The following is a 23,265-nucleotide window of genomic DNA, read 5'->3' as shown; positions in this document are numbered from 1 at the left end:
GACGTGCTGCGCGGCAAGGTCTGACCGCGACGCCGCATCCTGCAGGGACGGTGACGACGCCTTGCCGTAGCGGGTGGATTACGCGGCCATCCATCCGGTAAGCGAGGTGCGAGCCACACCCTTCCGCTTTCCGAGAGTGCCGCTGGTGGGCTGGCTTCGCCTGCCCGACAGACGCCGGCTCAGGCGATCGCGTCGTCAATGAGACCGTACGGAGGCTGATCGGCCCGCCCTGAGTAGCGCACGACGATGTCATTCTCGGCGCCGGAGGGCGGTGCATTGTCGACGATGATGATCTGGGCGCCGCCGCCAGGACCCGTAAGCCAGGTGTGTAGGTGCTTGTAGAAGTCGGCGATCGTGACGGTGTCCGCGAACTCGGCATCGCGTTCGCCGGTTTGTCCGAGGTTCTTTTGAGGGCTGTCCAGGAGAAGGAAGCCCGGGTGGTAACCGCCTGCCTCCCAAGAGACCTCGAAGATTGCCAGGATCCATGCGAGGGAGATCAGCGTCCGTCCTCCGGAGGACGCCTGCGTGTACCGGAGATCGCGCACCCACGGGACGAGGTCTTCCTTCAGGTGAGCGCCGCTCAGTTTGGGGTATCGCCAGTCTGCGAGGATCGCGGCGAACCGGTCGCTGATGCTGCGGATGATGGCGGCACGGTCAGTTTGGTCCTGACCCGTGGTGGCGAGTTCCTCCCGTAGACCTTTGATCGAGGTTTCGAGACGGAGCACGTTGTCGGCCCGTCGTTCCAAACTGGTGATCATCTGCAGGCCGGTCGCGGCGAACTGCGCCGCTCCGGTGGCGTCTTGTCGCCTGCGAGCGAGTGCGTCACGTTCGGCGAGATATGGGCTGATCGCCCGCTGGGTGGCGTGATCGACCTCGGCTGCGGCTTCCTGTTCGGCGAGGCGAGCGGCGTCGGCGTGGGGCCGCAATCGTCGCACCTCGGCGTCCAGGTCCTCTACGAAGCGGGTGAGCTCCGTCAGGCGAGTCTTGGTAGCGCGCAACTCCTTGCTGACGTCGAACGGAGCCAGAAGGCTCTCCTCGTCCAGCAAGGTGCCATTTCCACTAGTGCCGGCGGCATCAGAACCGTTGACGGCGCCGTTACGCTCCGGCATCGCAGGAGCCACGTCGCCCAAGGTCAACGCACCGGTTGCCCCCGCGACCGGGTGATGGCAGAGAGCGCATGATCCATCCTCGACCTCGATGGTCCGTCCGAGATCAGTTAAGCAGGCTGGGCAGACCTTGATCTGAAGTGGATCGAAGAGCCGGTGCGCTTCCGTAAGCATGGTCAACTTGGCTACGTCCGCTGCGTACTGCGCTCGGAGCGGAACCATTCGGCGAAGTTGTGTCTCGCGATCGCGAAGAACTGCAGCCGCACGGCGTGCCTCATTCGCTGCTGCTTGATGCCGCTGGCGCTGTGCCTCCGCAAAGCCGGCCGCGGCGGCCACCCGCTGGTCGATCGCTTCCTGTGCCCTGGTAACAGCGGCCAAGTCCTCTGCTGCTTGATCCCGGGCGATTTCCAGCTCCATGCGGCCGCCGAGTCCCTGCTCCTCGACGATCTGCTGAGCCGCTTCGTATGCCACTCGGGCTCGAGACAGCCGCTTTTCTAAGTCGTTGATGCGCTGGCCGAGGTCCACGGCGCGATCGTCATGGACGTCGAACACCACGTCGACGACCTGGCGCAGTTTGAGGTTCTTCATGTGCTGGTTCTCGAACAGCAAAGATTTGCTGGCCACGCGCTCATTGGGTAGAAAACACAGGCCCATGAGATCTCGGAAACTGAGCGGGTCTGTGCCAGAGTTCGCCTGCGTCGGTGCTTCCTTGAGTTGGACGCCTTCTAGCTTGCAGTGCATCAACAGGAAGGAACTGAGACTGTCGGGGCTGCCGGGCGGCTTGATCGGCCGGCGTTCAACCGGGGGCCTTGTGTTGTCGTCGAGCATGCCGGGGCGGATGAAGACGTGGGCGGACTGGTCGCCGAGTCCCCGTTCGATGACGTGCGGGGCTCCCGAGAGTTCCACCTCGACGAAGGCATGCAGAACCTTCGCGATCACCTCGGGGTGGCGGGGGTAGTCGTTCGCGCCCAGGCAGTAGTCGACGAACTCCAAGACCGTCGATTTTCCCGTGCTGAAGGCGCCGGCGATGACAGATAGCGAGTTCAGGTCGCCGGTATCGCGGTCGACGAAGGAGACCTCGTAGTGGCGCTCAGGCCCGACGAGCCGGAGCCGGCGCACGCGAATACCTCGCCGACTAGGCGGCAGGACGGCAGGGCTCGCGGGCGAGGTCATTCGGACCCCCCTTCACCGAGGCCCTCAGCGTCGTCCAACTCGCTGGGTTCGACGAACAGATCGGCCAGGTCGATTTGCTGCGGCCCTGAGGACTGCCGGGTCCATTCGGTCACTCTTTCTCGCAGCGGACCGGGCCGGACGCGCTTCAGCCTCCGCACGACGATGGTCGCGGCGGTGGTGTACGAACGTGCGTACATGGCAGTGAATCGCGTCGCCATGACGACACCGGCCTCGGTCGGCCGGTAGAGGACATGGCCACGAGGGGCGACGGCGGTCGCCAGGCCGTAGGCGAGCAGGAGCGCCAGGTCGTGTTTGAGTCGCTCACGCCGGGTGGCGAACCGCTGCGCAGGGCTGGCGTATGACAACGCCCGGTCATCGAAGCCGGCCATGATCAGCTCAAACCGGTCCGGGTCATCATCACTCGAGGCCATGAGCAGCGGGTTCGCGGCGATGAAGTCGTACGCGCCGAGCCGTTCCAATTCCACACCGTCCGGGTGAAATTGGGCTGCCACATGAAGGAGAAGCACAAGTTGAGCGAGCCGGAACACCGTGTCGTTCTCGGGAACCGCCACAGGCGACCGGTTCTTCGCATCCACGGAGGCGGAAGGTGCGGTCATGTGAGCACCTCGGCCGACTCGGCGTCGGCAGCGCGAGGCACCGGCACCGCAGTCTTTACCGGCTGATCGCCGCGATGCGTCGAAGCCACCTCTTCCCAATGAGGCACCCAACCTGCACGGCTGTCCTCAACGATGCGGTGCATCATTCCGCAGCGATGCACCGGCGTCGATCGCAGATCCGACGGCCAAGCTTCGCCCATACCGCGAATCTGCTTCATGACTGACGCGTGCAAACCCGGCAACTTGGTAGCTGCGGGATGCAGCTCGGACACCTCGTTGAACGTCGCCTCCCAGATGCCGTGGACGGTCGCGTCTGCCTCCACAAGGGCAGCAACCTCACCAGGAACATCTTTGTCAACGATCTCGCGGGCCAGCAGCTCTGCGTTGAAAAACTCCAGTTTGGCCGAGCTGACCTGCTGATAATCTGCCTCGCGAAGTTGCCGGACGAACAACGTGGTTTCCAGTTCCGTCAACGTGTCCGGATCAACCTTGACGATTCCCGGCCGGTCCAGCTTTGCATGCGCGGCGGGCCGATAGGGGTCGTAATAGTGACGTCGGACGTCAGCGGCGTCCGGCGAGATCAGGCGCTGCCGCAGCTCGCCCTCGTGCCACAACTCGATCTCAACGTCGAAATCGGACTCCGACTTCTTCTTCCAGGTAGACCACCACTTGTCCATAGGCGCATCCATGCTCGCCGGCACACACAAGATCCACCTTCGTACCCGATGGCCGTGCTTCGCTGCGGCCTTCATAGCGGACGCGAAGGAATCACGGATCTGATCCTGTTGGGCGACGGTCACCACGGGCATGAAGTACTTCGCCTGCCAGATCACAATCTGACCAGCCAGGTCGCCCACCACCACGTCGATGCCCCAGTCACCCGGGTTCGCCGCGATCAGCCGCGCGCCCTGATACCAGGCGCCCACCAACTCGCGAAGCATCTGCTCGAAGTCGTCGCGCGCGCCGGCGAGGTTCGCTGCTCGGATCTCGTGCGCGCGGAAGTTGATCGGCGGCTCCCCTGCCGGCACGGCCACCGGACTCACCGACACAAGACCCCCTTCGACGCCATCGCAGACAGCATTTCAAAGCCGACAGCGCAGCGCAATCAAAGGGTCACAGGACGAGACGCGCGCGAACCCTCCTCCACGCCTTCTTCACCCCGGGCACCAAGGCGCCACGCCGACGCCGCAAGCGTGGGTCAACAATGCTTGGCGGCGAAGGGGCGGAGGCGAGGTTGACTAGGTTTGCCGCGTTCAGAGCGCGGGCAGCCACGTTGGGCCGTTCCGGCGGGCTTATCGCGCGCGAGTGTGGCGTCTCGGACGTTATGACCTCGTCTCGCCGGGGCGCCGGATGCCGGCTTTCGCCACGGATGGACGCCAGTCCAACCCGCTACCAGCCCAGCAGCGGTCGTAACCGGCTTCGATCTCGGACTTGAGCTCGTCAAGATGGGCGTAGAACGCTTGCTGAGCCTGGCTGAGGCCTTTGCCCTTCATCTGCTCCCTCAAGTCATCGAGCCTCTTCTGGACTTGCCGCAGCGCGATGCCGGCGGCCGCACTGAACCCGTCCTCGAATCCTTCGTCACCGCGGGCGCTCTCCCTCTCTTGAACTGCGTCGCGGACGGTGTCCATGAGAAACTGGCCTGCTCTCCGGGTCAGCCCTGCACGTGCCTCCGTACACAGGAATCCGATCCGGGTCAGCACGCGTTGCGCCTCCATGGTCGTGAAGGTTGTGCGGTCCCAACCAGTGACGTGCGCGAGGACCTGCTTGGGCGGGAACATCTGCCCGTTGACCTCGACCATGTGCTTCTGAATCAGTTCAGGATTCTCACCCATCATGCGGGCCTCCACCTCCTGCTGTGTGAGGTCGAAGTCCCGGCCACCTACCTTCATCTGCACCCCTTCGTCCGCTTACTGTAACTTACTATAAGTGACAGTAAGTTACCCCCCGTTCCGCTCGTCATGCGCAAGAGAGCGACGGATGGGCCGGGAATTGGGCGCAGAAGCGGATTTTCAACCCTGACGTTTCTGTCCAGTCAAGCGGGCCCAGATATCCCAGCCGCCAGTGTTGCGGGATTAGGCGACAGGCGTTCGCTGCCACGTCCCGGGGCGAGCGCGCGCAGGAAGGAGATGGTGCGGGCGGTGCCGACTCTGGGTCCGCGGGTCGTGGCGACGTCGTTTAGGCGGCCCTTGTGGATTCTCGGCTGAACCTGAGCAGTGGAACGTCGTACAGCTCAGGTGCTTTCCGGCGGTGCAAGGCGGGGTTGAGGACTTCGACGATGACCATCTCGGTGAGGAACTGCACGGTAGCGTCGAGCAAGTGGCTGGTGTATCCCGTGGCGCCGAGTTCCTTGAGCCCGACCGCGACGTGAATATGTGGTGCAATCTGGCCGGTGGTGTCGTCCCAGGCGATGGTGCCGCCACCGAGCGCTTCGACGTTGGCCAGTTGGACCTTTGACCAGACTGGCGCGTGCGGGTCATCAAGGCGTTGGCAGGTACCAACGAGGTCGACGGCGGCGAAGCCGGCGATGAAGACCGGAATGTATCCGGACCGGATGCCGTGCTCATGGCAGGCCTGCCGGACTGCGGTGTAGAAGTCGTCGCCGTGTTCGAGTACGACGACGACGGTGCGGCCGACCTCGACCTGGCTGCTACGCATCCCTACAGACTCTCCTACTCACGGTGTGGTTGCCGGTGTGGCCAAGGCCAGGTGTTAGCTTGAGTCAGGCCGCTCGCGGCGGCGAAGGCAGCTGCGATCTGCTCGCGATTGGCCCCGGCGGCCAGCGCCAGGTGCAGCAGGATGCGGGCTTTGTAGGGGTGTAGCAGGCCGCAACCGATCAGGCCACGCCCGAGCAGGTCACGTTCGGAGCCAGGGAAGCCGTAGGTGCTGGCCAGCGTCGCCTCTGCGCCGGTCCGCGACGCCAGCACGACAGGTATGCGACCGGCGGCATCCGTCAGGACGGGCAGCCAGCTCTCGGGAACGTGTCCGACTCCGAAACCGGCGACGACCAGGCCGTCGACCTCGCCCGCGAGCGCTTGAATGGCTTTGCCGCTGTCGCCGAGAGTTGCCGTGTATAGAACCACCGATGGCGCTGTCGGCGGCGGCTGTGACGCCGGGAGGACCTGCCTGCCGGCGCGCAGTCGGTTGACCATATGAGCTCGGCTCTCGATCACGTAGCCGAGTGGGCCTCCGTCAGGTGAGGCGAACGTCGCAGTGCTGGTCGCATGGGTCTTGCGGACCCGGCGCGCCGCGTGGATCTCATCGGCCAGGACAACCAGGCAGCCTGCTTCCCGGGCTGCGGGACTGGCGGCGACCTGGACGGCGGCAAGCAAGTTCGCCGGTCCATCGGCGCCGGCGAGGGTCGGGTTGCGCATAGCCCCGGTCACGACGATCGGCTGCGAGTGTGGGTGGAGCAGGTCGAGTGCGTAGGCCGTCTCCTCGATGGTGTCCGTTCCCTGAGTAACCACGACACCGGACACGCCTGCGTCGCACTCCTTCGCGATGAGGTTTGCCAGAGCGGTCAGGTCGTCCATGGTCAACGAGGCGCCCGGTCGGGTCCGGAACGTCAGGGCATCGATCTCGACGCCAAGCCCAGCCAGCGTCGGAACGGCCTCGAGTAACTGCCGGGCGCTCAGCGTCGGCGCGACGCCGCCGGCTGCCGTGGAGGTCATCGCGATGGTGCCGCCGAGGCCGATCACGAGAACGCGTGGGACGTGTCTGCCGGTGTGCGCAGCCAATGGTGCTGGGCCTTCCTGACGGTGGAGGGCTGACGGGGAGAGCCTAGTTGCCCGATCCCGCCGTGTCGGCGAGGAACCGGCAGGCGCGGTCGAACCCGGCCAGCGACAGCAGCCGGCTGCGGGGCTGCGCGATCCCGGCGCGACCGCAGGTGGCCAGTTCGGTGCACCGGACGACTAGCCACGTCCAGTCCAGGCCGAGATAGTCGGCCAGGACCTGCAGCCGTCGCTCAGGCGTCGCCCCGGGACACACGGAATGGTGGATCGCATGGCCTGCGGCGTCGGCAAATCCACGAAGGGTGGTCCGGTCATCTACGACGTCGACATACCAGACACCGTCGGCGCCGATCCAGGTCGCGGTTATCGCGCGACGATCGTTGTCGTACACGAATCCTGGCGTGGCGGCCAGTTCCGACGCGTCAGTGACGGTGGCGCGTATGCCGTAGGACTCCATCAGGGCGGCCGCGAGCAGTAGCAGTGCACGCTCGCTAGACGCGGATTCGGCGACGGCCGACCGCGGTACGCAGAACGCGCGTACGAGCTGTTCGCCGGGGCCTGCTCTGCCTGAGGTGTCTTGCAGATACTGGTTCTTGTGGGTGAACAGCAGCCAGCTGGCTGCCTCTTCGCCGCGCTGCTCCCGGGTCCAGAACACCGGCGGGCCGGTCAGGTCTGAGGTGTGCCGGCGAATGTGGTCGGCGCAGAACATCGACCCCAGCCACATCAAGCTGGCCGGGCTGGCATCGACGGCCACGTCGCGGCTTGCCGCGGACCGGTCCATCGCTGCGTATCCCGCAATGTCGTGCACGCTCGCCGTGAGAACGGCATCGTCGTTCAGCAGGGCATCGTCGAAGGCCGCAACTGCCCACAGCAGGGCCAAGGCCAACTCATCCAAGCGGTAGGCCCGCGGGATCGGCAGCCTGGCCTCGCCGGCCGCACCTCGTAGACGCCGTCGCGCGTGTCGGCTGTCCAACACGAAGGCTCCGGAATCGGGCTCGCCGACCTGGCCAACCACCAGCGCCCTGCTGGAACGCCGGATGAACGGGTCCTCGGCGTAGTTCTCGGGCACCCGCGTCATCACCTGCTCGCTGAGTACCGCGGGATGCAGCTGTACCGGAATGGCTAAACCCGATAGGAAGCGCCCGGCCGGAGTGAGAAGGAACGTATCCGTGGTCTCGCCAACGTCGCCGCCGCGATTAGCTGCTTGGCTCGGCCCGCTGCAGAACAGGTCCATTGGCTGACCGCTGCGGAGTAGGGCTGGATAGCTCGTCGTTTGGGGCCGCACCAGACTCTGGGCCTGCAAGGCAGGTCGTTGCTGGCAGCCGCCGTCGTGCGTAACGCTCGTCGTACAAGATCGCGTGTCCGCCGGCGTGCCGGCTGGGTCGCCTTGCGCTTCTTGATCCGCGCGCGTATTGCGAAAACCGATCTCGGCGTCGGCTGCGACGCCGAAAACCGTGCGAAAGGCCGCTCGCCGCGGCGAGCGGGGAAAGGTGACCACGCCCCGCTCGATCTTCCCGATGTCGGCCGCCGTGATCAGAAAGGCCGGCGCAAGATGAGCGTTCACCGCATCCGCAAGAGCTTCGCGGGTCCCGAACAGCCGGATTCGGGCGCTGCGGAACAACTCGTTGGGTGTGTAGCGCGAGTCCTCCATAGCCCTTCTCCTATTGCATTGGTGCCACGGTTCAGGAGGTGACGCTGCCGTCCACGATAGGCCAATGCGCCGACGCGGCATATCGGGCAAGACCACTGCGAGCCCGACACCGCGGCGGACCTCCGCGACCGCGTTACCCGGGCGCCGGCCGATAGGGGGCCCGTGTCGCGCCCCAGCCAAGCTGCGCCAGCGCCGGCCGATCGACGCAGCCTTGGCTAGCTCTTTGTGAAGCCGAAGCCCCCTACAACCAGAGCGTCGAACAGGGCGCCGCGGATGGCGCGTGGCCGCTGATTGCGCCCACCTCCCGGGCGAATGTGACGTGTTGTCCGCTGAGTCTTCTGTGCGAGTCGTGCCGCTGCGCGCTAGCCTTCCCGGGTTCTCGGAGCAAGAGGGGTAGGCGTACGCGATGAGCGGCGAGGCTGAAGTGAAGTTTCGGGTACTCGACCTTGACGCGCTCATGGCCACGCTTCAGCGTTGCGGCGTGACCCTGTCGGCTCCGGTTCGTCAGGAGGATCAAGCCTATGCTCCCAGCGGGTGGTCGCCCGGCCAGTCTCGGATCGGTGTGACGTTCGCGCGGCTGCGACTGCAAGATGGGGTGTGCCTGTTCACCACCAAGACGCCGGTAGACAACGTCTTGGCGTGTCTTGAGCACGAGACCGTCGTCGATGATCGCGACCAGATGCATCTGGCTGTGCTCGCCATGGGGTATCGCCCGACTGTTCAGGTTGCCAAAACCCGCCGTGTTGGCCGATCCGGTGCCTATGCGTTGTGCGTTGACGAGGTGGATGGGGCAGGCATCTTCCTTGAGGTCGAAGCCATGACAACCGCGGTCGCTGATATGGCAGCGCTCCAAACGGAGTTGGCCGAATGGGTGAAGGGCCTCGACGTACCCCTGGAGCCGGTCGGCGCCACCTACGACCAACTGGTCACGCAGGCAAGGGCGTAGGTGGCTGAAAGGGCGTGAGCCACGGCAGCATCGTTGCCCAGCGCCTTTCGAATTCACCACGTCAGCTCTCGGACAATGATGTCGCGTAGGACGCCCGCGACCTCTGCTGCGGAAGCCAGTCCGATGTTGTGCAGGTGGCTGCGGTAGCCGTGGTCCCGCAATCCGGGGACGAGCCTGCGGTAGGCGTCTGCCTCGCCGATTAGCTCCTCGTGGAATCGGCTGTAGGTGCCCCGTTGTGTGGCTCGTTGTCGGCACAACGTGTCGTCGCCTACGAGAAGAAACGTCAGATCCGGTTTGTTGGCGTCCGCGTTCAGCTGCCAGATCAGTTCGGTCGGCACTCCATCGCGGTATTGCAGGATCAGCGAGGTCGGCAGGTAGCGGTCGCAGACCACGGTCCTTCCGGCCGCCAGCGCCGGGCGGATTTGGGTGGCGAGGTGGTGGTAACGGTCCGCTGTCACCAGGCAGGCCAGGGCAAGTCCGTGGTAGGCGTGGGTTCCGGCGCGTGCGAGCTCACCAACGGGGCCTGTTGATGGCTCGGCCGTGGCCACCACCTCGTGATCGGGGCTGGCCAGGAGCTTCCCAAGTAAATTCACGACTGTCGATTTACCGACGCCGCTGGGTCCGTCGATCACGATGAAGCGCCCGCAGCCGGTGGTCATGCGGCGATCAGCCGTGCGTGTTGTTGCCGTGCAAGGTCCGCGAGATGCCGGCGCACCTCGTGTACGGGCACGTCGCCGAATTGGATGCCGACAGAGAAGTTGAACTCGTCGCGCTGCCGCATGGCTTCGTCGACTCCGTCGCCGGTCAGGTCAACCGCGTCGTAGGCGAGCAGTTGCTGCTCGGTGAAGCGGCCTGTACCCATCAGCCGGCTCCACTCCGGTGTCCCGGGATACGGGCGGAACTCGAACACACTGGAGCGAAACCGCCCGGGCAGATTGTCGGTCAGCTCCCACAGCTCGTGGACCAGTTGGACGGTGTCGTTCAGCTCGGCGGCGGTCTCGCCGGGGAAGCCGAGGATGAAGTAGCCCTTGACGCCGATGCCGCGTTTCGTGAGCCTGCGCACGACGCTGCGGATCATATCGGGGTGGATGCGTTTGTCGATGTACTTCAGCACCCGCGGGCTTCCGGACTCGATGCCTAGAGCCACCTCGCGTAGTCCGTTGGCCACGAGCGCATCCAGGCTCTGGTCACTGGCCCGGTCCAGGATGTTGATCCGGCCGGTGGCGTCCCATACGGCCCATTCTCCGATCCCCTCGGCGGCGAACGCGGTCGTCATGGTGTCGATGACCCGGCGGGCCCCAAGGAAGAGGTCATCGACGAACCGGAACGCCGTCACGCCGTATTGCGAGCGCAGCTCGAGCATCTCCCCGATGATGTTGTCCGGGTGCCGGACTCGGATCTTAACGTCCGGGTTCGCGCTGACCGCGGCGCCGCAGAAGGAACAGTCGTATGGGCAGCCGCGTGCGCCGACCATGTTCGCCTCGATGAGGCCGTCCTCGGCAACGCGTGGGTCCTGGGTCAGGTACCGGCGATCCACGTAGGGCAGTGCGTCGATGTCGGGGGCAAGATGGTGGCTCATGCCGGGTCGGCCGCCGGTGACAGGTTGCCGCAGCACTGGATCAACCCACATGACCCCGGGGAGATCGCCGCGCCGTCGGTGGTCGCGGAGCAATTCGACGACGCGGGTCTCGCCTTCGCCCAGGACCAGTGCCTGGCAATGGCGCATGCGCGAGTCGGTGAGGATTTGCGCTGGCATGGCCTTGGCGTGGTGGCCGCCCAGCATCAGCTTGATGTCGGGGTTCAGGCCTGCGGCAATCTCGGCGCTCATCTCGTAGGTGGGTGCGAGCAGGTTGAGACCAACCCAGCGGGGAGCTAGGGCGTTGACCATCGCGATCGTGTTCTCGATGGGGATGCCGTGCGCTTCGGCGTCCAAGACGCCGACGTTGAAGCCCTGCGTCGCTGCGTAGGTAGCCAGGTATCCCATGCCGAGCACCGGCAGGGTGAAGTCGTTCAGTCGTGGCCGTTCGGCGTAGTCCCGAAGCGGCGCGTTGACGAAAAGCAAGTCGGTTTCACGGGCGCGGTCGAGGCCGGCCACGGGGCTGCTGTGCTCGGGCATGGTTATCTCCCCAGGCGAGGGTGAGCAGGGTGAGGTCGGAAAGGCGGTCGCCGGCGAGGTCCCGCCATACGGAGCCGAAGGCGGCCTCGTCGCTGGGCCACTCGATGTCGGGCGCCGCTCTGCGAGCCCACGTCCGGACAGCGAGGTCGGTGTACGGGTAGAGGGAAAAGTCACCGGTGAAGTCGGCGACCGCCGCGCCGGCGGTCCATGGCCCGATCCGGGGTACCGCCTGCAGAGCCGCGACCAGGTCCGAACCCTGCATCGCGCGCCACTGCGGCCCGTGGGCGAGGTACGCCGCCGCGGCAGCCTGAAGCGCCGGACGTTTGAAAGCCATACCTGCCTCGTCGAACGCCTCGCGGGCGAGACCTGCGACTTTCTCCGCGTCAGGAAAGAGGAAGCCTGACCCGGCGGCCGAGATCAGCGATTCACCATGCAGTTGACAGAACAGCTGGTACATGTCCCGAGCCTGTCCGGCACGGACGACCTGACGGATCACCGCGGTCCCGATCGCATCCCACAAGTCCGCGTTCCGCACACGCCGAACCTGACCAAGACGCTCGAGCGCTTCGCCAAGTACCGAGTCTGACGCGATGCCAGCACTTGCGCGTCGATCAACCGCCGGACCAGGCTTCGCTCCCGCGTCAGTCACGGCCCCATACGACAGGCCACCCGTCTGGGCCTCCCACCGCAACCACACCGCAGCTCGGTCCACACGCATGAACCGGAGCGCGCCGGCCGGCACCGCCGTCCAACCCGGGTGTTCCTGCACCAGCATCGTCCTGTCCTCCACCGCTGTCTCTCAGCTACTGACGCAATAGTCAACGCAACAGGGTCTCCTCTCGTTGGTCGACCGCTGACACGGGGTATATCTGCGTCCATCGCTAGCCGAGTTCGTCACCCGATCCGAACGATGTGCCGCATCGAGAAGGACAGTTGGCGACTCGGCGACTCCCGTGACCTTGCCTTCAGTTCGTTCGCCTGGCCACGCAACTGGGGGTGAAGAAGCACCGCCTCGACGGTGGTTGCAGCCCGCCTTGCACTCCACAGTCCGGCAGTCCAGACCGCTGAGGAACGCCAAGTTGCCGGGAATCGAGCGAGAATTTACCGAGAAGAATGGGCTCAACCAGGAAGTTCTTCCGTGCGAAGCACAGGGGAACCCCTGAGCCGATGTGAGACTAAAAGCCCACGAGGAAACCGGTGTCGGCGGCTGCCGTAGGATCGGAAGATGCCTCCCGCAGACCACGTTGGGATCGAGATCGGTACCGCTACTCTGGCCGCAGCCGCCATCGATCCGATTTGCAGACTGTATGACGAGGTGTTCTCGCAGCCTCCGTTCTTCTGGCGAAGCGATGAGTCCCAACTTCACCGGGAACGGCTAGAGCGGCTGCTGAGCGATCCAAGCTTCGGAGTCACGCTGGCGCGGCGAGACGGTCGCCTGGTCGGTTTCGCGTACGGCTTTACCTTGCCTTCGGATTCCAAGCGGTGGGTCTCACTGACCGAGCCGGTGCCCGCCGAACTCGCGGCCGAGTGGCCGGGGCGAACGTTCGTTCTGTTCGACTTCGCCGTAGAGGTCCCAAGTCGCGGCCAAAGCATCGGGAAGCGTCTGCACGATGGCCTGCTTGGCTCGCGGCACGAGGAGCGCGCCACGCTTACCGTCCAGCCGACGGCCCTCGAAACAAAGGCCCGTTACGAGCGCTGGAAGTGGCGAATGGTTGGCCAGATCGATGGCGGCCCAACGGGCGCAGCGCCTCTGTTTGATGTGTACGTCAGGCCGTCGTTGATCGACCTGCGACCGTCAGTCACATGATTCCGTAGTCGACCAGTTTTTCGCCTAGGTGTGCTACCGCGGAGTGCTGACGCCACGGCGCCAGCTCCGTCCAACCTTGGCGCAATCGCTGCGTGAGCCGTGGCGACCGGTTGTGGGCCGCAAGTCTTGCCGCGTCGCCGATGGTCTTAGCTGCCCGATCCACGTCGGGCCTGGGAGATCGGGTAAGGCACGTCCCGAGATAAAGTGACGTCAAGGCAAGATTCCGGACGAACGAGGAATCGATCGCAGTGAGAGCCTTTTCGGCTTCGGAGACGCCGCGGTCGTCCTGGCCGAGGTACAAGTGACATGCCGCCTTGGTACTGGCCAGCTGACCACGGCTGTAGAAGTAGACGTGCGATTGGTCAGGCGGCATTCCGGCTTGCGGGTGAGTGAGGCTGTTGCTTGCTTGCTCGATGGCGTTGAGCGCGGATTTCTCCTGTTGGTCAAGTGCGTACGCGCGAGCGGCTACATCCCACGCATATGCCTTTAGGCCGTCGTCGTCGGTCTGTGTTGCCCATCCGATTGCCGCAAGAGCGTGATCGATACCGGTTCGTGGCTGACCACGCCAAGTTGCGAGATGGCTAAGGTTGCAGAGTACGAAAGCGCCCAGCTCCGTGTCGTGTGCACGGTGGGCAGCTGTTCGGGCGGTCTCATAGTGGTCTGCTGCTGCTTCGTAATTTCCCAAGTCAAACGAGAGCCAGCCAGCGAACCGGGATAGATTCGCGTAGAGAGACAGTAGCCGGTCCTTCGCCCGCCCCTCCGCGCCAGGCATCAGGGTGAGCACCAGCCGAATCTGAGCGAGGGTGGTGTCGAGCGCCGCCTGCGGACCGAGCGTGTCGTCCTGGCGCATGCAACGCCAAAGTACGGCTTCGATGTGAGCGATGGTGTCGTCGTCTACGCGATGCGGGTTTGCGATGGCCTGAGTCACTCGGTCGGCCGCATCTAAGTCGAGTCCTTCGAGTACCGGCGCGGCAGCGGCCGCGGCGGCCGCGGAACTCAGCCAGTAAAGGACATCCCGACGGTTCATCTTCCGTGCCCAGTCTATAAGCTGCGAGACCAAGGAATGGTAATCGGCCTCTCGCGAAAGGGACGCACCCGCTCGCGCAACGAAAGAGTCAACCCGAGCGAGCCAGTCAAATTCGGGGTCGGGCACAGTAGCCGACACAAAGGCGGTCGGTGGCGGAGGAAGGCGTGAAGGCTCAAGATCGGCGCTTGCACCCATCCCTCGCAAGCTGTGTTCCGTTTCCGCGATCGGTTCCTGTGTACGGGAGTCGTAGAGCCCAATTTCCGCGTCCGTATCAGCATGGAGCTCCATACGTAGCGCGGCACGCCTGGGCGGGCGAGGGTAGGTGACCACCCCTCGTTCGATCAGTCCGATGTCGCTTGCGGCTAGTTGGTACGCCTTCGACAGGTGAAGGTTGGCCGCGTCCGCCAGAGCCTGACGGCTGCCATGCCAGCGAATGCGAGCATTCTTGAAGGCAGCGTTGGGCGTGTAACGCTTCACCACGTCGACCCCCAGATCATTCTCATCGCGTCGAGGATGGTCGTCTAAGGCCAACCAACGATAGGCGCTTCTACGCCGGCTGACCAAGCGCGACCGGTCGAATCTCAGCTTCACTTTTGCGGGCATGACCCCTCCGCTGTTGAAGGGTCGGTTGGTGGAGGCTGACAGCCGAAGGGCTACCAGCCTCGACCGAGCGCCCGTGACTGCCGGAACTAGCGGTCGAAGTCTCCGTCCTTCGCACCACCGACGAATGCGTCGAACTCCGAGTTCGTGAAGATCAGAGTTCCGGCGTCGGGTCGCTTGGAGTTGCGGACCGCCACGCCGCCCTCGTCGAGGTAGCAGACCTCGACGCAGTCTGACCCGCCGCCGGATCGGTTCGACTTGAACCACTGACCCCGGGGACGGGGCGTACCTGGGGTCGCAGCTGCGTTGTTCATCTGGTCATCTCCTACTCAAGCAGTCCTCGGCCGCTGCGGTGAGGACATCAATGGACTCGGCGGGACCGAGCGCGGCCTGCCGAAGCTCGGTGGTGAGATCGTCATAGAGGGCCACCTTGTCCCGGTCATGCAGAAGCAGGTCATCCACGTTCGTGTCGACGACCACGACGACCGGGTCGCCCGGGTCCTCGAAGCTGTAGCGGGTGTACGCCGACCGGGCCTGAAGGTGCCGGCCGGATTCGGCGTCGAACGGCAGCACCCGTACCGTCACCGACCGCCGGTTCAGGGCTTGGCCGATGAGGTACTCCAGCTGGTCGTGCATGACCTGCGCCGGCGCCCCTGACCGACGGACCAGCACCGCCTCATCGAGGATGACCTCGAGCCGAGTCGCATCAGGTCCGGACAGGATCGCCTGTCGCTGCCTACGCGCCTCCAGCATTCGCGCAGTGGAAAACCGGCGCGTGTTGGCCGCCCGGTCCGCCTGGGCACGAACCGTGGCGAACTCCGGCGTCTGGAGAAGGCCGGGGATCAGGAACGGGTGGAACTGGAAGATCGTCGCAGCTCCGGACTCGAGATCGGCTGTGCGCGCCTGGCGTGGTCCCATTTCGTCGTCGTACCGTTCCCACCATCCAGGCGCAGCGGAGCCCTGCGCCAGGCACATGATCGCGTCGAACCGTGTCGCGGGCACCGCAAGGTGACTGAGAATAGTTTTGGTGACGTCGGGCGCGACGCGCCGGTTACCGGTCTCGATGTGACTGATTCTCTGCCGCTGAATGCCCGTCTCGTTGGATAGCCGTTCGCTCGTATAGCCGGCGTCCTGTCGGATGCTCAGCATCTCCTCGGCGAGTCTGACTCTGCATACGTAGGGGCTACGCTTCACCACGTTACCTCCGATACTCGCCCCGACGTGTGACTTCTTTCCATACTGGACTGCGATGACGGCATCGTAACTCAACCATTTCCGCCGCGACCTGCGGCAATATCTAGCCCCTCACGCGTTGTGGCTGCTCAGGGGGGTGAATTCTCGGCCGATTCTCTTTTAAATTCTCGTCAAATTCTCGCCGCTCTGCCTTCCGGACCATTCTGCGATGGGTGATCGTGGACACACGCAATCAGACGGTGTCGCCTGCCCTGGCAAACGCACGAGCAAGCGCCGCCCAGTCAAATGAGCTTTGAGGAGGCGCGGACATGTTCTGCGAAGCATGGCGGATAGACGCAGGGCACTGGGCGATTGCGCAGGCGGCCGTAGCGTCTTTTCTCGAATAGGCGGCCCGCCAACAGACTGCCCGGCCGCGGTGGCTGCGACCGGCATGCGTTGCCGCGGTCGGGTTCCAACGCATTGATTCATCTAGCGAATGCGGGAGGGGTGACGCCAATGATGTCCGGGAATGCGTGTCGCGGATCTCGTGGCGTGACCCCCGCCCGGTCAAGAGCCACGTCGGCACGCTCTCATAGGTCCGCCGACGGCCGGCAGGCTGCCGTCGGCCGAAGCCGTGCTGGGCAGGGCTGGCGACCTGTCCACCCGATCGCCTCGAAGAAGGGCGGAAGACTATGACCGAGACAGGTCCGTTCCTTCCCGGCTCACCAGACGTTGCGGTTCCCTCGCAGACGCGGTGCAACGTTCCCTGGACGCGTCAGACCGTTCGGCACCAACCAGACTTCGCAGGGACCGCCGACGTGGGCGCTGCCCTGCTCACACTGTCTGATGGCGTTCTCGACGATGTTGATCCGGTCACGGCCGCCGCGAACGACGAGCTGATTGTGGCCGCTTTCGGTTTTCTGCGACTGAGGCGAGGCGACAGCGAGACGCAGCTGCTGTGGGGGCGATACGCGTACGCCGCATCGTGTCTGCTGTACGGGGCTGGCCATTCTCTGTCGATAGAGGCCAGCTGTCTGCTGCAACACATCCTCGCTGAGCAGGGCCTGACCTTCGATGCCCTGCATCTGTGCCGGCTGCGGCTGGCTGTCCTTAGCCGCCGCGGGTTGCAGGACGAGGTGTGGTCGACGCGGCTTTCCTTGGCGAACGCGTTGCACGCAGATGGGCAATGCGTGCAGGCCCGACGCGAGATCAGCACGGTGCGACGAAGGTCGGCGCGCTTCGTTGCTGGTCGGCAACACGCGGTACGCGTGTTGCTGAGCGAGGCGACGATCCTGGCCGGCTGCGGCCGTACCGGGCAAGCCGTCCGGCTCCTTCAGGCCCGCGCCGAGACATTGCGCGGGCTTGGGGACTTCGGCCGTCACGCCGCGGCCCGCTGGTTCGCCGTTGCCGAACACACACACCCGAGGGTCTGTGAGGACGCCGCCGCCGGACATACCGCCGTGAACCGCGAGCACGACGACCGCACACGCTTCTGGCAGTCGCAATTGACCGGCGTCACCAGCCAACCCGCAGCGACGGACTAGGGCAATGGACGACATCAACAGCCTCAACACCGGTATCCCGCACCCGGCGCGCCGTTACAACTATTGGCTGGGCGGCAAGGACAACTTCGAGGCCGACCGGGTGTCCGGCGTCCAAATCGCCCAAGCGATCCCCTGGATTCCCACGGCGGCACGGGCGAATCGCGCGTTCCTGAGTCGCGCGGTCAGATTCCTTGTCCGTAAGGCCGGCGTGCGGCAATTCCTCGATATCGGCACGGGCATTCCCGCACCGGGCAACACCCACGAGGTTGCCCAGAGCATCGATCCGCGCGCCCGGGTGGTTTATGTCGACAACGATCCGCTGGTCATGAGCCATCTGCGGGCTCTCGCGACCGGCACGCCTGAAGGCAAGACCGGCTACATCCACTCCGACCTGCTCGACCCGGACGAGATCCTGAGGGAAATCGGCGCAACCCTCGACCTCAGCCAGCCGGTCGCGGTCCTGCTGGTAGCTGTTCTGCATTTCCTCACCGATGACGACGCCGTCCACGCCGCCGTCGGCAAGCTGGTGGCCGCGATGCCCCCCGGCAGTTATCTGATCATCTCGCATGCCGCCTTAGACCTGGTCAGCGACGTCGAACGCGAAGCGCTGGAGAAACTCACCGGCCCCGACGGCGGCAACGGGCCATTCAAGCTGCGCGCCGGCACAGAGATCGCGGCGTTCACCGACGGCATGAAGCTGGTCGAGCCCGGCCTGGTCCCGATCCAGATATGGCGGCCCGAGCCCGACTCGCCATTCGGCCCCGACGAGCAGATCGGCATGTACGGCGTCGTCGCACAGAAGCCGAGCTAGCCCTGCATCAGATCGAGTCCCGCGTCTGTACGCCGACGAATCCCTTACCTCAACAAGGATCCGACACATGACCCCGCATCACAGACCGACTGTCCACAGTGGATCTTTAGCGCCGTCGCGGAGCAGGCTGCTTACGAGCGTTGTTCCGGCGTCGGAGCCAGGATGTGCCGGGCTTGCGGCGCGGACGGAGGCATCATGGCGGTGACGGTGGCTGATTCGCTGTGGCTCGCGGCGCACGACAACGTCAAAGACAAGCCCCGTATCGGCGAATGGCCGCTGGGTATCGGGCTCGGGGCCGGCCTGCTGGCCGAGCTGATCGGCGACGGGCATCTCGAGCTGCGTGACGGCGAGTTCTTCCGCACAATGCAGCCGCCAACCACCGACATGGCCCTGGGCCCGCTGCTGGCGACGATCGTGGAGGAAGAACAGTCCCAGGCACCGCCACAACCGGCAGCGACCCGGCCATGGCAAGAACCCAGCAGACAGCGACCAGGTCCAGCCGCCGACACCCCAGGCTGGCCGTACCCGAGCACGGCCGACCGGAACCTGCACCCACTGCGCGCCAGCTACCCTCCCATGCCTCAATCAGCGGCGCCCGCTTTCGGGCTGCCGCCGGACCCGCAGACCCGTCACCGGCAGCCCGGTCACCGGCTCGCTGATTGGCTCGCCTACCTGGCTTACGACCGGCGCGCTGAGCAGCTGGTAGCCGCCCGGCTCGCTCGGCACGGCCTGGTCACCCAGGTCGAGAAGCGACGACTGATCGGCGCCCCGACAATCCGGCACACGCCGTACAACTCGGTGGTCGCCGGCACCCCCGCCAGTGCGATCACTATCGCGGTGCAACGCCGAGAACCGCTCGACGCCGACCAGCTGCTGCTCGCTGGGCTGTTCCTCGCCACCGGCCTGCACCACCACGCGCTGGCCACCCTGACGCTGGAGCAACGGTCCACCCTCGAAGCCCAGCTCGCCGAGTCTCTGCCCGCCGTCTTCCGCGAGCTCCTGCGGGCCGCGGACATCGCCGTCGGCGAAGCCGCCCTCCGCAAACGCTAGGCCTCACCGGCACCACCGCACTGCCTTGCCCCTCACCCCTTCTGGTAGGAGGAAATCCACGGTGTCCGCACTATCCGCCCCGGCGCCTCGGCGCAGCGTGTCCAGCACGCTGGCCGGCGACCGGCTCGGCGCCTTCGCGATCGGCACAGCGATCGCCTCGTCAGTCGCGCCGTTGACTGTCGTCGCCCTGGTCGTCAGCAGCGCCCTGGCTGTCACCGGGCTGCTCGGTGTCCCGATCGCCCTGCTCGCCGTCGCCGCCATCCTGATGATCTTCGTCGTCGGGTATCTCGCCATGGCCCGCCACATCCCGAACGCGGGAGCCTTCTACGCCTACGTCGCGCACGGCCTCGGACGGCCGTTCGGCGTCGGCACCGCCTGGCTCGCCCTGGCCACCTACAACTGCTTCCAGCTGTGCTGCTACGGCGGCCTCGGCGCCGCGATCGCCGCCCCCCTGGCCAAGCAATGGTTCGGCCTGGACCTGCCCTGGTACGTGTGGGCGTACGCCGCCTTGATCCTGGTCGCGTTCCTGGGCGCCAACGACGTCAAACTGTCGGAGAGAGTCCTGGTCGTCCTGGTCGTCGCCGAGACCCTCCTCGTGCTGGCCTACAGCGTCGCTATCACCCTCACCCCCGGCTTCAGCTTCCACTTCGCAGGCGACGCGCTGTCGCTGCACAACCTGTGGGGCCCGGCCGCCGGGACACTGATCGTGATCGGGATGACCGCGTTCGCCGGGGTCGAGCAATCCGCGGTCTACATCGAGGAGTCGAAGAACCCGAAACGGACCATCCCCACCGCCACCTACGCCACCATCGCCACGATCGCCGCGGTGTACGTCTTCGCCGCGCTGGTCCAGATCTGCGCCGGCGGCCCGGCGATCATCGACCGGGCTGGTAAAGAGGGCCCCGACCTGTTCTTCAACCTGGCCGCCGTCCAGCTCGGCCACACTGCCGTCGACGTCGGCCACGTGCTGCTGGGCACCAGCCTGATCGCGGCGCTGCTCGCCTTCCACAACGCCGTCGCCCGCTACGCCTTCGCCCTTGGCCGCGAAGGCGTCCTGCCCCGTGCGCTGGGCCGCACCACCCTCAACGGCGCCCCCCGCAACGCTTCACTTACCCAAACCATCTTCGCGTTCTGCGTCCTCACGACGTATGCGATTGCCGGCTGGGACCCGCTGGTCCAACTGTTCTACTGGGGCAGCACGTCCGGCGGCCTCGGCGTGCTGTTCCTGATCACCCTGACCAGCATCGCCGTCATCTTCTACTTCGCGCGCGGCAGCCGCGGAGAGAGCCTGTGGCACCGGCTGATCGCCCCGGGCGTAGCCTCGCTGATCCTGCTCGGCGTCAGCTACCTCGCGGTCACCAACCTGGGCACCCTCTTCGGCGTCGACCCAGGGACCGGCCCCGCCCGCGTCGTGCCCATCGCTGCCCTGCTCATCTTCGTCGCCGGTATCGCCTGGGGCTTGATTCTCTACCGGGCCCGGCCCGCCGTGTACCAGGGCATCGGCCGCGGTACCCGCAGCGCCACCGCCGCTTCCGGCCTGTCTGCCGTCCTCGCCGGAGGGAACGCCTGATGACCCTCCAGACGACACCAGACCTGCGCATCGCCACTCGCGCTGACATCGACGACGTCGCCAGACTGGTCGCTGACGCGTTCGACCACCTCGACGTCATTCATTGGCTGGTCTCTGACCCCGACCGCCGAAAGCCGATCTCCCGTGACTGGTACAGGCTCTACGTCGAGCACGCGATCGGCGGTGCCGGGCAAGTTGTCACCACCAGCGACGGTCTGGGCGCCGCGGTCTGGTTCGACCGCACCGGTGAGATCAGCGACCCGGACGACTACGCCAAACGGCTCGCCGAACTCGCCGGCGACCACCTTCCCAGGTTCCTTCACCTCGACCAGCAAATGGAAGCCCACCACCCCGCGGACCCGCATTGGCATCTGCTGTTTCTAGCCGTTCATCCCAGCCGGTGGAGCCAGGGCTACGGCAGCGCACTGATGGATTACACCCACGCCCGGCTCGACGCCGACAGGCTCGCGGCCTACCTGGAGGCCACCAGCCCGCAGAACCGGCGGCTGTACCGGCGGCACGGGTACACCGACATGACCCCGCCGGCCATCGACGTCACCGACACCATCCCCCTCTTCCGGATGTGGCGCCCGCCCGCACCTGACCAGAGTCCCCTGAGCTGATCCCGCCCGGAAACCCGAGCACCCGGCCACAGCGCTGCTCGAGCGCTTTCCGGCCGGTGATTCGAGGTGGTGTGCCGGACCCGCCAGCGCTCCCCCGACGCCCACGGCCGGTACACCACCTCACCCCCGGCAGCACCCAACCCCAGCAAATCCCATCTGGTCACTCGACGACGAAAGCGTGCCTCACGATGACGACCCTCATGGCGGCCACCCACTGCGGGACACCCGATGGCCACCGGACGGTCGCCGCACGCTCTCGCCGTCCGGCCCCGTCACCCCGCGCGCGTGGCCGGGGTGACGCGGTGGTGCGGGGCGGCGTCGTATTGCCGTCCCGCGGGTCGGGTGCACGATCTAGGTTCGCGGCCGCGGATCGTGCACCCGGCACCACCAGCTGCCTGCAGCCCGGCCGCGACGTGACACTGCCGAAGCACGGGCACGGCCGCTGCCGGTCGTTCAGCGCTCAGTTCATCGAGCGTGACTTCCCGCCTCGCCGACGCCAACACCGCCGGTTCCGTCGTCTCGAGCGGTATGCCGGCAGCGGGAATATCGACATACGGCCGTTCCGCATCGTCCTCCCGCCCCGAGGACCGCGGAACAGCCGATCGCTGTCGTGCACGTTCGTTGTGCGCGGCAGCAGCCGCGCCCGCCCACGATCCGCCACGCGGCGGGCGCGCACCGCCGGGTACGCAACGACGAACAGCGACGACGGCCGTTGCGTACCCGGCGCCCACCACCGCACCGGCTCGCGCCGGCCTGGCCGTCCCAGCCGGGCGCGAGGGCACGCGCGATGACCCCCACTGCACCGCTTCCTCCGTCGCCGGCTGTCGCGCCGGTGGTCCTGGCCTTGCGACAGGCCGCCCGCCGGGAGCCGGCTGCCGCTGCGGCCCGGATCGCGCAGCTCCTTGCCCGGAAACCGGCCGCGGACCCAGGAGTCGGCGCGGACTTGCACGTGCTGCTCGCCGAGGTACTGCACCAGTGCGACGAGCACGCCGCCGCCCTCGACGCTGCCGCGATGGCCGCCGAGATCGCCGGCGGCATCACCCCTCTGGATTGGCGACGGTTATTCACGGCGCTACTGGTCGGCGCAGACCTGACGATCTGCACCGGGGACCGGGCCGCGCTCGACGCCTGCGCCAGCGCCAGGAATGCGCTGACCTACCTCCCTCTGCCCGACCCTGAATCGTCGGTGGTCATCACCGGGTTACACGCGGTTGCTGTCTACCACCACGCCAGCCCCGGCCAAGGCGAGCAAGAGCTACAAGCGCTGCGCGCCTCTGTCACCTCTGGAGGCCTCCACGACCAGATGGTCACCGCCGCGCTCGCCGCAATGCGCGCTGAACCCGGCCACCATCACCGACGTGACGGTGCGCCGATGCCCGTACCGGGCGGCATGCTGCAACCACGGCTGGACTTGACCACGATCGGCTGGCTCGCCGACCGCGTCCCCCTCTCGCATCCGCATGACCCGCCGCAGCGCCCGTGACCGGCCATCGCAAGAACCCTCCGCCATGCCGCGCGCGCACCAGCCGCCCAAATAGGGCGCATACCCCCCGCATATCGAATCCGGACGCCCACGCTCACCAACGAGGCGCAATCAGACCGAACACGCCACACCCGTACCCCGCCCAACGACGACACACGGACACAGCCCTCGCCCGCGCACGTCGGCGAAAGCCCCGACCGCCCCAGGCCCACACCATCCTCCGAACTGCCCGCACCCTCT

At 66.1% G+C, this 23,265-nt stretch carries 21 protein-coding genes; 8 read left to right on the top strand and 13 right to left on the bottom strand.

The window, feature by feature from the left end; genetic code table 11:
• Nucleotides 1-179: 179 nt before the first annotated feature.
• The 7 genes from A3CQ_RS0115095 to A3CQ_RS57400 form a co-directional block, all read right to left on the bottom strand.
• Nucleotides 180-2,225, bottom strand: coding sequence for a hypothetical protein (locus A3CQ_RS0115095; RefSeq protein WP_020511775.1), 2,046 nt, complete (start codon nucleotides 2,223-2,225; stop codon nucleotides 180-182).
• A 50-nt stretch (nucleotides 2,226-2,275) separates the two neighbouring features.
• Entirely contained in the window at nucleotides 2,276-2,896 is a 621-nt protein-coding gene (locus tag A3CQ_RS52920) for a hypothetical protein (protein ID WP_157295892.1), read from the bottom strand.
• Nucleotides 2,893-3,939: a serine/threonine protein kinase gene (locus tag A3CQ_RS52915; protein WP_157295889.1), complete on the bottom strand. Its 1,047-nt coding sequence runs from the start codon at nucleotides 3,937-3,939 to the stop codon at nucleotides 2,893-2,895. Before A3CQ_RS52915 ends, A3CQ_RS52920 begins: the two co-directional genes overlap by 4 nt.
• A 279-nt stretch (nucleotides 3,940-4,218) precedes the next feature.
• Complete coding sequence (locus A3CQ_RS57405; RefSeq protein ID WP_157295887.1) at nucleotides 4,219-4,785, bottom strand: hypothetical protein; 567 nt, start codon at nucleotides 4,783-4,785, stop codon at nucleotides 4,219-4,221.
• A gap of 286 nt (nucleotides 4,786-5,071) precedes the next feature.
• Complete coding sequence (locus A3CQ_RS0115075) at nucleotides 5,072-5,551, bottom strand: PPC domain-containing DNA-binding protein (protein WP_020511771.1); 480 nt, start codon at nucleotides 5,549-5,551, stop codon at nucleotides 5,072-5,074.
• Between the two features lie 14 nt (nucleotides 5,552-5,565).
• Nucleotides 5,566-6,591: an asparaginase gene (locus A3CQ_RS0115070; RefSeq protein ID WP_020511770.1), complete on the bottom strand. Its 1,026-nt coding sequence runs from the start codon at nucleotides 6,589-6,591 to the stop codon at nucleotides 5,566-5,568.
• 82 nt (nucleotides 6,592-6,673) lie between these two features.
• Nucleotides 6,674-8,275, bottom strand: coding sequence for a hypothetical protein (locus A3CQ_RS57400; RefSeq protein WP_020511769.1), 1,602 nt, complete (start codon nucleotides 8,273-8,275; stop codon nucleotides 6,674-6,676).
• A 406-nt stretch (nucleotides 8,276-8,681) separates the two neighbouring features.
• Here A3CQ_RS57400 and A3CQ_RS0115060 point away from each other — a divergent pair, with 406 nt between their 5' ends.
• On the top strand, nucleotides 8,682-9,221 hold the full coding sequence (locus A3CQ_RS0115060; protein ID WP_020511768.1) for a class IV adenylate cyclase: 540 nt from the start codon (nucleotides 8,682-8,684) through the stop codon (nucleotides 9,219-9,221).
• Between the two features lie 53 nt (nucleotides 9,222-9,274).
• Here the strand turns inward: A3CQ_RS0115060 and tmk are convergent, their stop codons facing one another.
• Genes tmk through A3CQ_RS52895 form a run of 3 tightly spaced genes read right to left on the bottom strand, consistent with a single transcriptional unit; the run spans nucleotide 9,275 to nucleotide 12,112 of the window.
• Complete coding sequence (tmk, locus tag A3CQ_RS52900) at nucleotides 9,275-9,880, bottom strand: dTMP kinase (protein WP_020511767.1); 606 nt, start codon at nucleotides 9,878-9,880, stop codon at nucleotides 9,275-9,277.
• Nucleotides 9,877-11,337, bottom strand: coding sequence for a B12-binding domain-containing radical SAM protein (locus A3CQ_RS0115050; RefSeq protein ID WP_020511766.1), 1,461 nt, complete (start codon nucleotides 11,335-11,337; stop codon nucleotides 9,877-9,879). The genes tmk and A3CQ_RS0115050 overlap by 4 nt, the downstream gene beginning before the upstream one ends.
• On the bottom strand, nucleotides 11,291-12,112 hold the full coding sequence (locus A3CQ_RS52895) for a DNA glycosylase family protein (protein ID WP_063713568.1): 822 nt from the start codon (nucleotides 12,110-12,112) through the stop codon (nucleotides 11,291-11,293). Before A3CQ_RS52895 ends, A3CQ_RS0115050 begins: the two co-directional genes overlap by 47 nt.
• Nucleotides 12,113-12,562: 450 nt before the next feature.
• Between A3CQ_RS52895 and A3CQ_RS52890 the strand changes: the two genes are divergently transcribed.
• Nucleotides 12,563-13,144: a GNAT family N-acetyltransferase gene (locus A3CQ_RS52890; RefSeq protein WP_020511764.1), complete on the top strand. Its 582-nt coding sequence runs from the start codon at nucleotides 12,563-12,565 to the stop codon at nucleotides 13,142-13,144.
• Here the strand turns inward: A3CQ_RS52890 and A3CQ_RS60800 are convergent.
• The 3 genes from A3CQ_RS60800 to A3CQ_RS0115025 form a co-directional block, all read right to left on the bottom strand.
• Nucleotides 13,137-14,774, bottom strand: coding sequence for an NsdA family TPR-like regulatory protein (locus tag A3CQ_RS60800; protein WP_157295885.1), 1,638 nt, complete (start codon nucleotides 14,772-14,774; stop codon nucleotides 13,137-13,139). The two genes, A3CQ_RS52890 and A3CQ_RS60800, sit on opposite strands and share 8 nt — an antisense overlap.
• 86 nt (nucleotides 14,775-14,860) lie before the next feature.
• Nucleotides 14,861-15,085, bottom strand: coding sequence for a DUF397 domain-containing protein (locus A3CQ_RS0115030; RefSeq protein WP_020511763.1), 225 nt, complete (start codon nucleotides 15,083-15,085; stop codon nucleotides 14,861-14,863).
• A 4-nt stretch (nucleotides 15,086-15,089) separates the two neighbouring features.
• On the bottom strand, nucleotides 15,090-15,920 hold the full coding sequence (locus A3CQ_RS0115025; protein WP_020511762.1) for a Scr1 family TA system antitoxin-like transcriptional regulator: 831 nt from the start codon (nucleotides 15,918-15,920) through the stop codon (nucleotides 15,090-15,092).
• 842 nt (nucleotides 15,921-16,762) lie between these two features.
• On the opposite strand from A3CQ_RS0115025, the gene A3CQ_RS0115020 reads away from it, so the two are divergent.
• From A3CQ_RS0115020 to A3CQ_RS0114995, 6 genes are all read left to right on the top strand, one after another.
• The gene (locus A3CQ_RS0115020; protein ID WP_020511761.1) at nucleotides 16,763-17,488 is read left to right on the top strand and encodes a hypothetical protein; all 726 of its coding nucleotides are present in this window, start codon (nucleotides 16,763-16,765) and stop codon (nucleotides 17,486-17,488) included.
• Between the two features lie 4 nt (nucleotides 17,489-17,492).
• Entirely contained in the window at nucleotides 17,493-18,299 is an 807-nt protein-coding gene (locus A3CQ_RS0115015) for an SAM-dependent methyltransferase (RefSeq protein ID WP_020511760.1), read from the top strand.
• A gap of 195 nt (nucleotides 18,300-18,494) precedes the next feature.
• The gene (locus A3CQ_RS57395; protein ID WP_020511759.1) at nucleotides 18,495-19,349 is read left to right on the top strand and encodes a GOLPH3/VPS74 family protein; all 855 of its coding nucleotides are present in this window, start codon (nucleotides 18,495-18,497) and stop codon (nucleotides 19,347-19,349) included.
• 61 nt (nucleotides 19,350-19,410) lie between these two features.
• Nucleotides 19,411-20,919, top strand: coding sequence for an APC family permease (locus A3CQ_RS0115005; RefSeq protein ID WP_026205719.1), 1,509 nt, complete (start codon nucleotides 19,411-19,413; stop codon nucleotides 20,917-20,919).
• Nucleotides 20,919-21,542 carry a GNAT family N-acetyltransferase gene (locus A3CQ_RS0115000; RefSeq protein ID WP_020511757.1) on the top strand — a complete coding sequence of 208 codons (624 nt, stop codon included), beginning with the start codon at nucleotides 20,919-20,921 and terminating at the stop codon, nucleotides 21,540-21,542. Before A3CQ_RS0115005 ends, A3CQ_RS0115000 begins: the two co-directional genes overlap by 1 nt.
• Nucleotides 21,543-22,491: 949 nt before the next feature.
• Nucleotides 22,492-23,025 carry a hypothetical protein gene (locus A3CQ_RS0114995; protein ID WP_157295883.1) on the top strand — a complete coding sequence of 178 codons (534 nt, stop codon included), beginning with the start codon at nucleotides 22,492-22,494 and terminating at the stop codon, nucleotides 23,023-23,025.
• Nucleotides 23,026-23,265: the final 240 nt, after the last annotated feature.

This window comes from Paractinoplanes globisporus DSM 43857 (assembly GCF_000379645.1).
Classification (GTDB): Bacteria; Actinomycetota; Actinomycetes; order Mycobacteriales; family Micromonosporaceae; genus Actinoplanes; species Actinoplanes globisporus.
Note: the sequence above shows the minus strand (reverse complement) of the source record. Positions and strands in the feature narration are given on the sequence as shown.

Bases quoted from the DNA above. Each gene is read 5' to 3' on its own strand.
- A3CQ_RS0115015 (WP_020511760.1), top strand. From the start codon at position 17,493: ATGGACGACATCAACAGCCTCAACACCGGTATCCCGCACCCGGCGCGC.
- A3CQ_RS0115075 (WP_020511771.1), bottom strand. From the start codon at position 5,551: ATGCGTAGCAGCCAGGTCGAGGTCGGCCGCACCGTCGTCGTCGTACTC.
- A3CQ_RS0115030 (WP_020511763.1), bottom strand. From the start codon at position 15,085: ATGAACAACGCAGCTGCGACCCCAGGTACGCCCCGTCCCCGGGGTCAG.
- A3CQ_RS0115000 (WP_020511757.1), top strand. From the start codon at position 20,919: ATGACCCTCCAGACGACACCAGACCTGCGCATCGCCACTCGCGCTGAC.
- A3CQ_RS52890 (WP_020511764.1), top strand. From the start codon at position 12,563: ATGCCTCCCGCAGACCACGTTGGGATCGAGATCGGTACCGCTACTCTG.
- A3CQ_RS52895 (WP_063713568.1), bottom strand. From the start codon at position 12,112: ATGCTGGTGCAGGAACACCCGGGTTGGACGGCGGTGCCGGCCGGCGCG.
- A3CQ_RS57400 (WP_020511769.1), bottom strand. From the start codon at position 8,275: ATGGAGGACTCGCGCTACACACCCAACGAGTTGTTCCGCAGCGCCCGA.
- A3CQ_RS57405 (WP_157295887.1), bottom strand. From the start codon at position 4,785: ATGAAGGTAGGTGGCCGGGACTTCGACCTCACACAGCAGGAGGTGGAG.
- A3CQ_RS52920 (WP_157295892.1), bottom strand. From the start codon at position 2,896: ATGACCGCACCTTCCGCCTCCGTGGATGCGAAGAACCGGTCGCCTGTG.
- A3CQ_RS0115050 (WP_020511766.1), bottom strand. From the start codon at position 11,337: ATGCCCGAGCACAGCAGCCCCGTGGCCGGCCTCGACCGCGCCCGTGAA.
- A3CQ_RS57395 (WP_020511759.1), top strand. From the start codon at position 18,495: ATGGCGGTGACGGTGGCTGATTCGCTGTGGCTCGCGGCGCACGACAAC.
- tmk (WP_020511767.1), bottom strand. From the start codon at position 9,880: ATGACCACCGGCTGCGGGCGCTTCATCGTGATCGACGGACCCAGCGGC.
- A3CQ_RS0115060 (WP_020511768.1), top strand. From the start codon at position 8,682: ATGAGCGGCGAGGCTGAAGTGAAGTTTCGGGTACTCGACCTTGACGCG.
- A3CQ_RS60800 (WP_157295885.1), bottom strand. From the start codon at position 14,774: ATGCCCGCAAAAGTGAAGCTGAGATTCGACCGGTCGCGCTTGGTCAGC.
- A3CQ_RS0115025 (WP_020511762.1), bottom strand. From the start codon at position 15,920: ATGCTGAGCATCCGACAGGACGCCGGCTATACGAGCGAACGGCTATCC.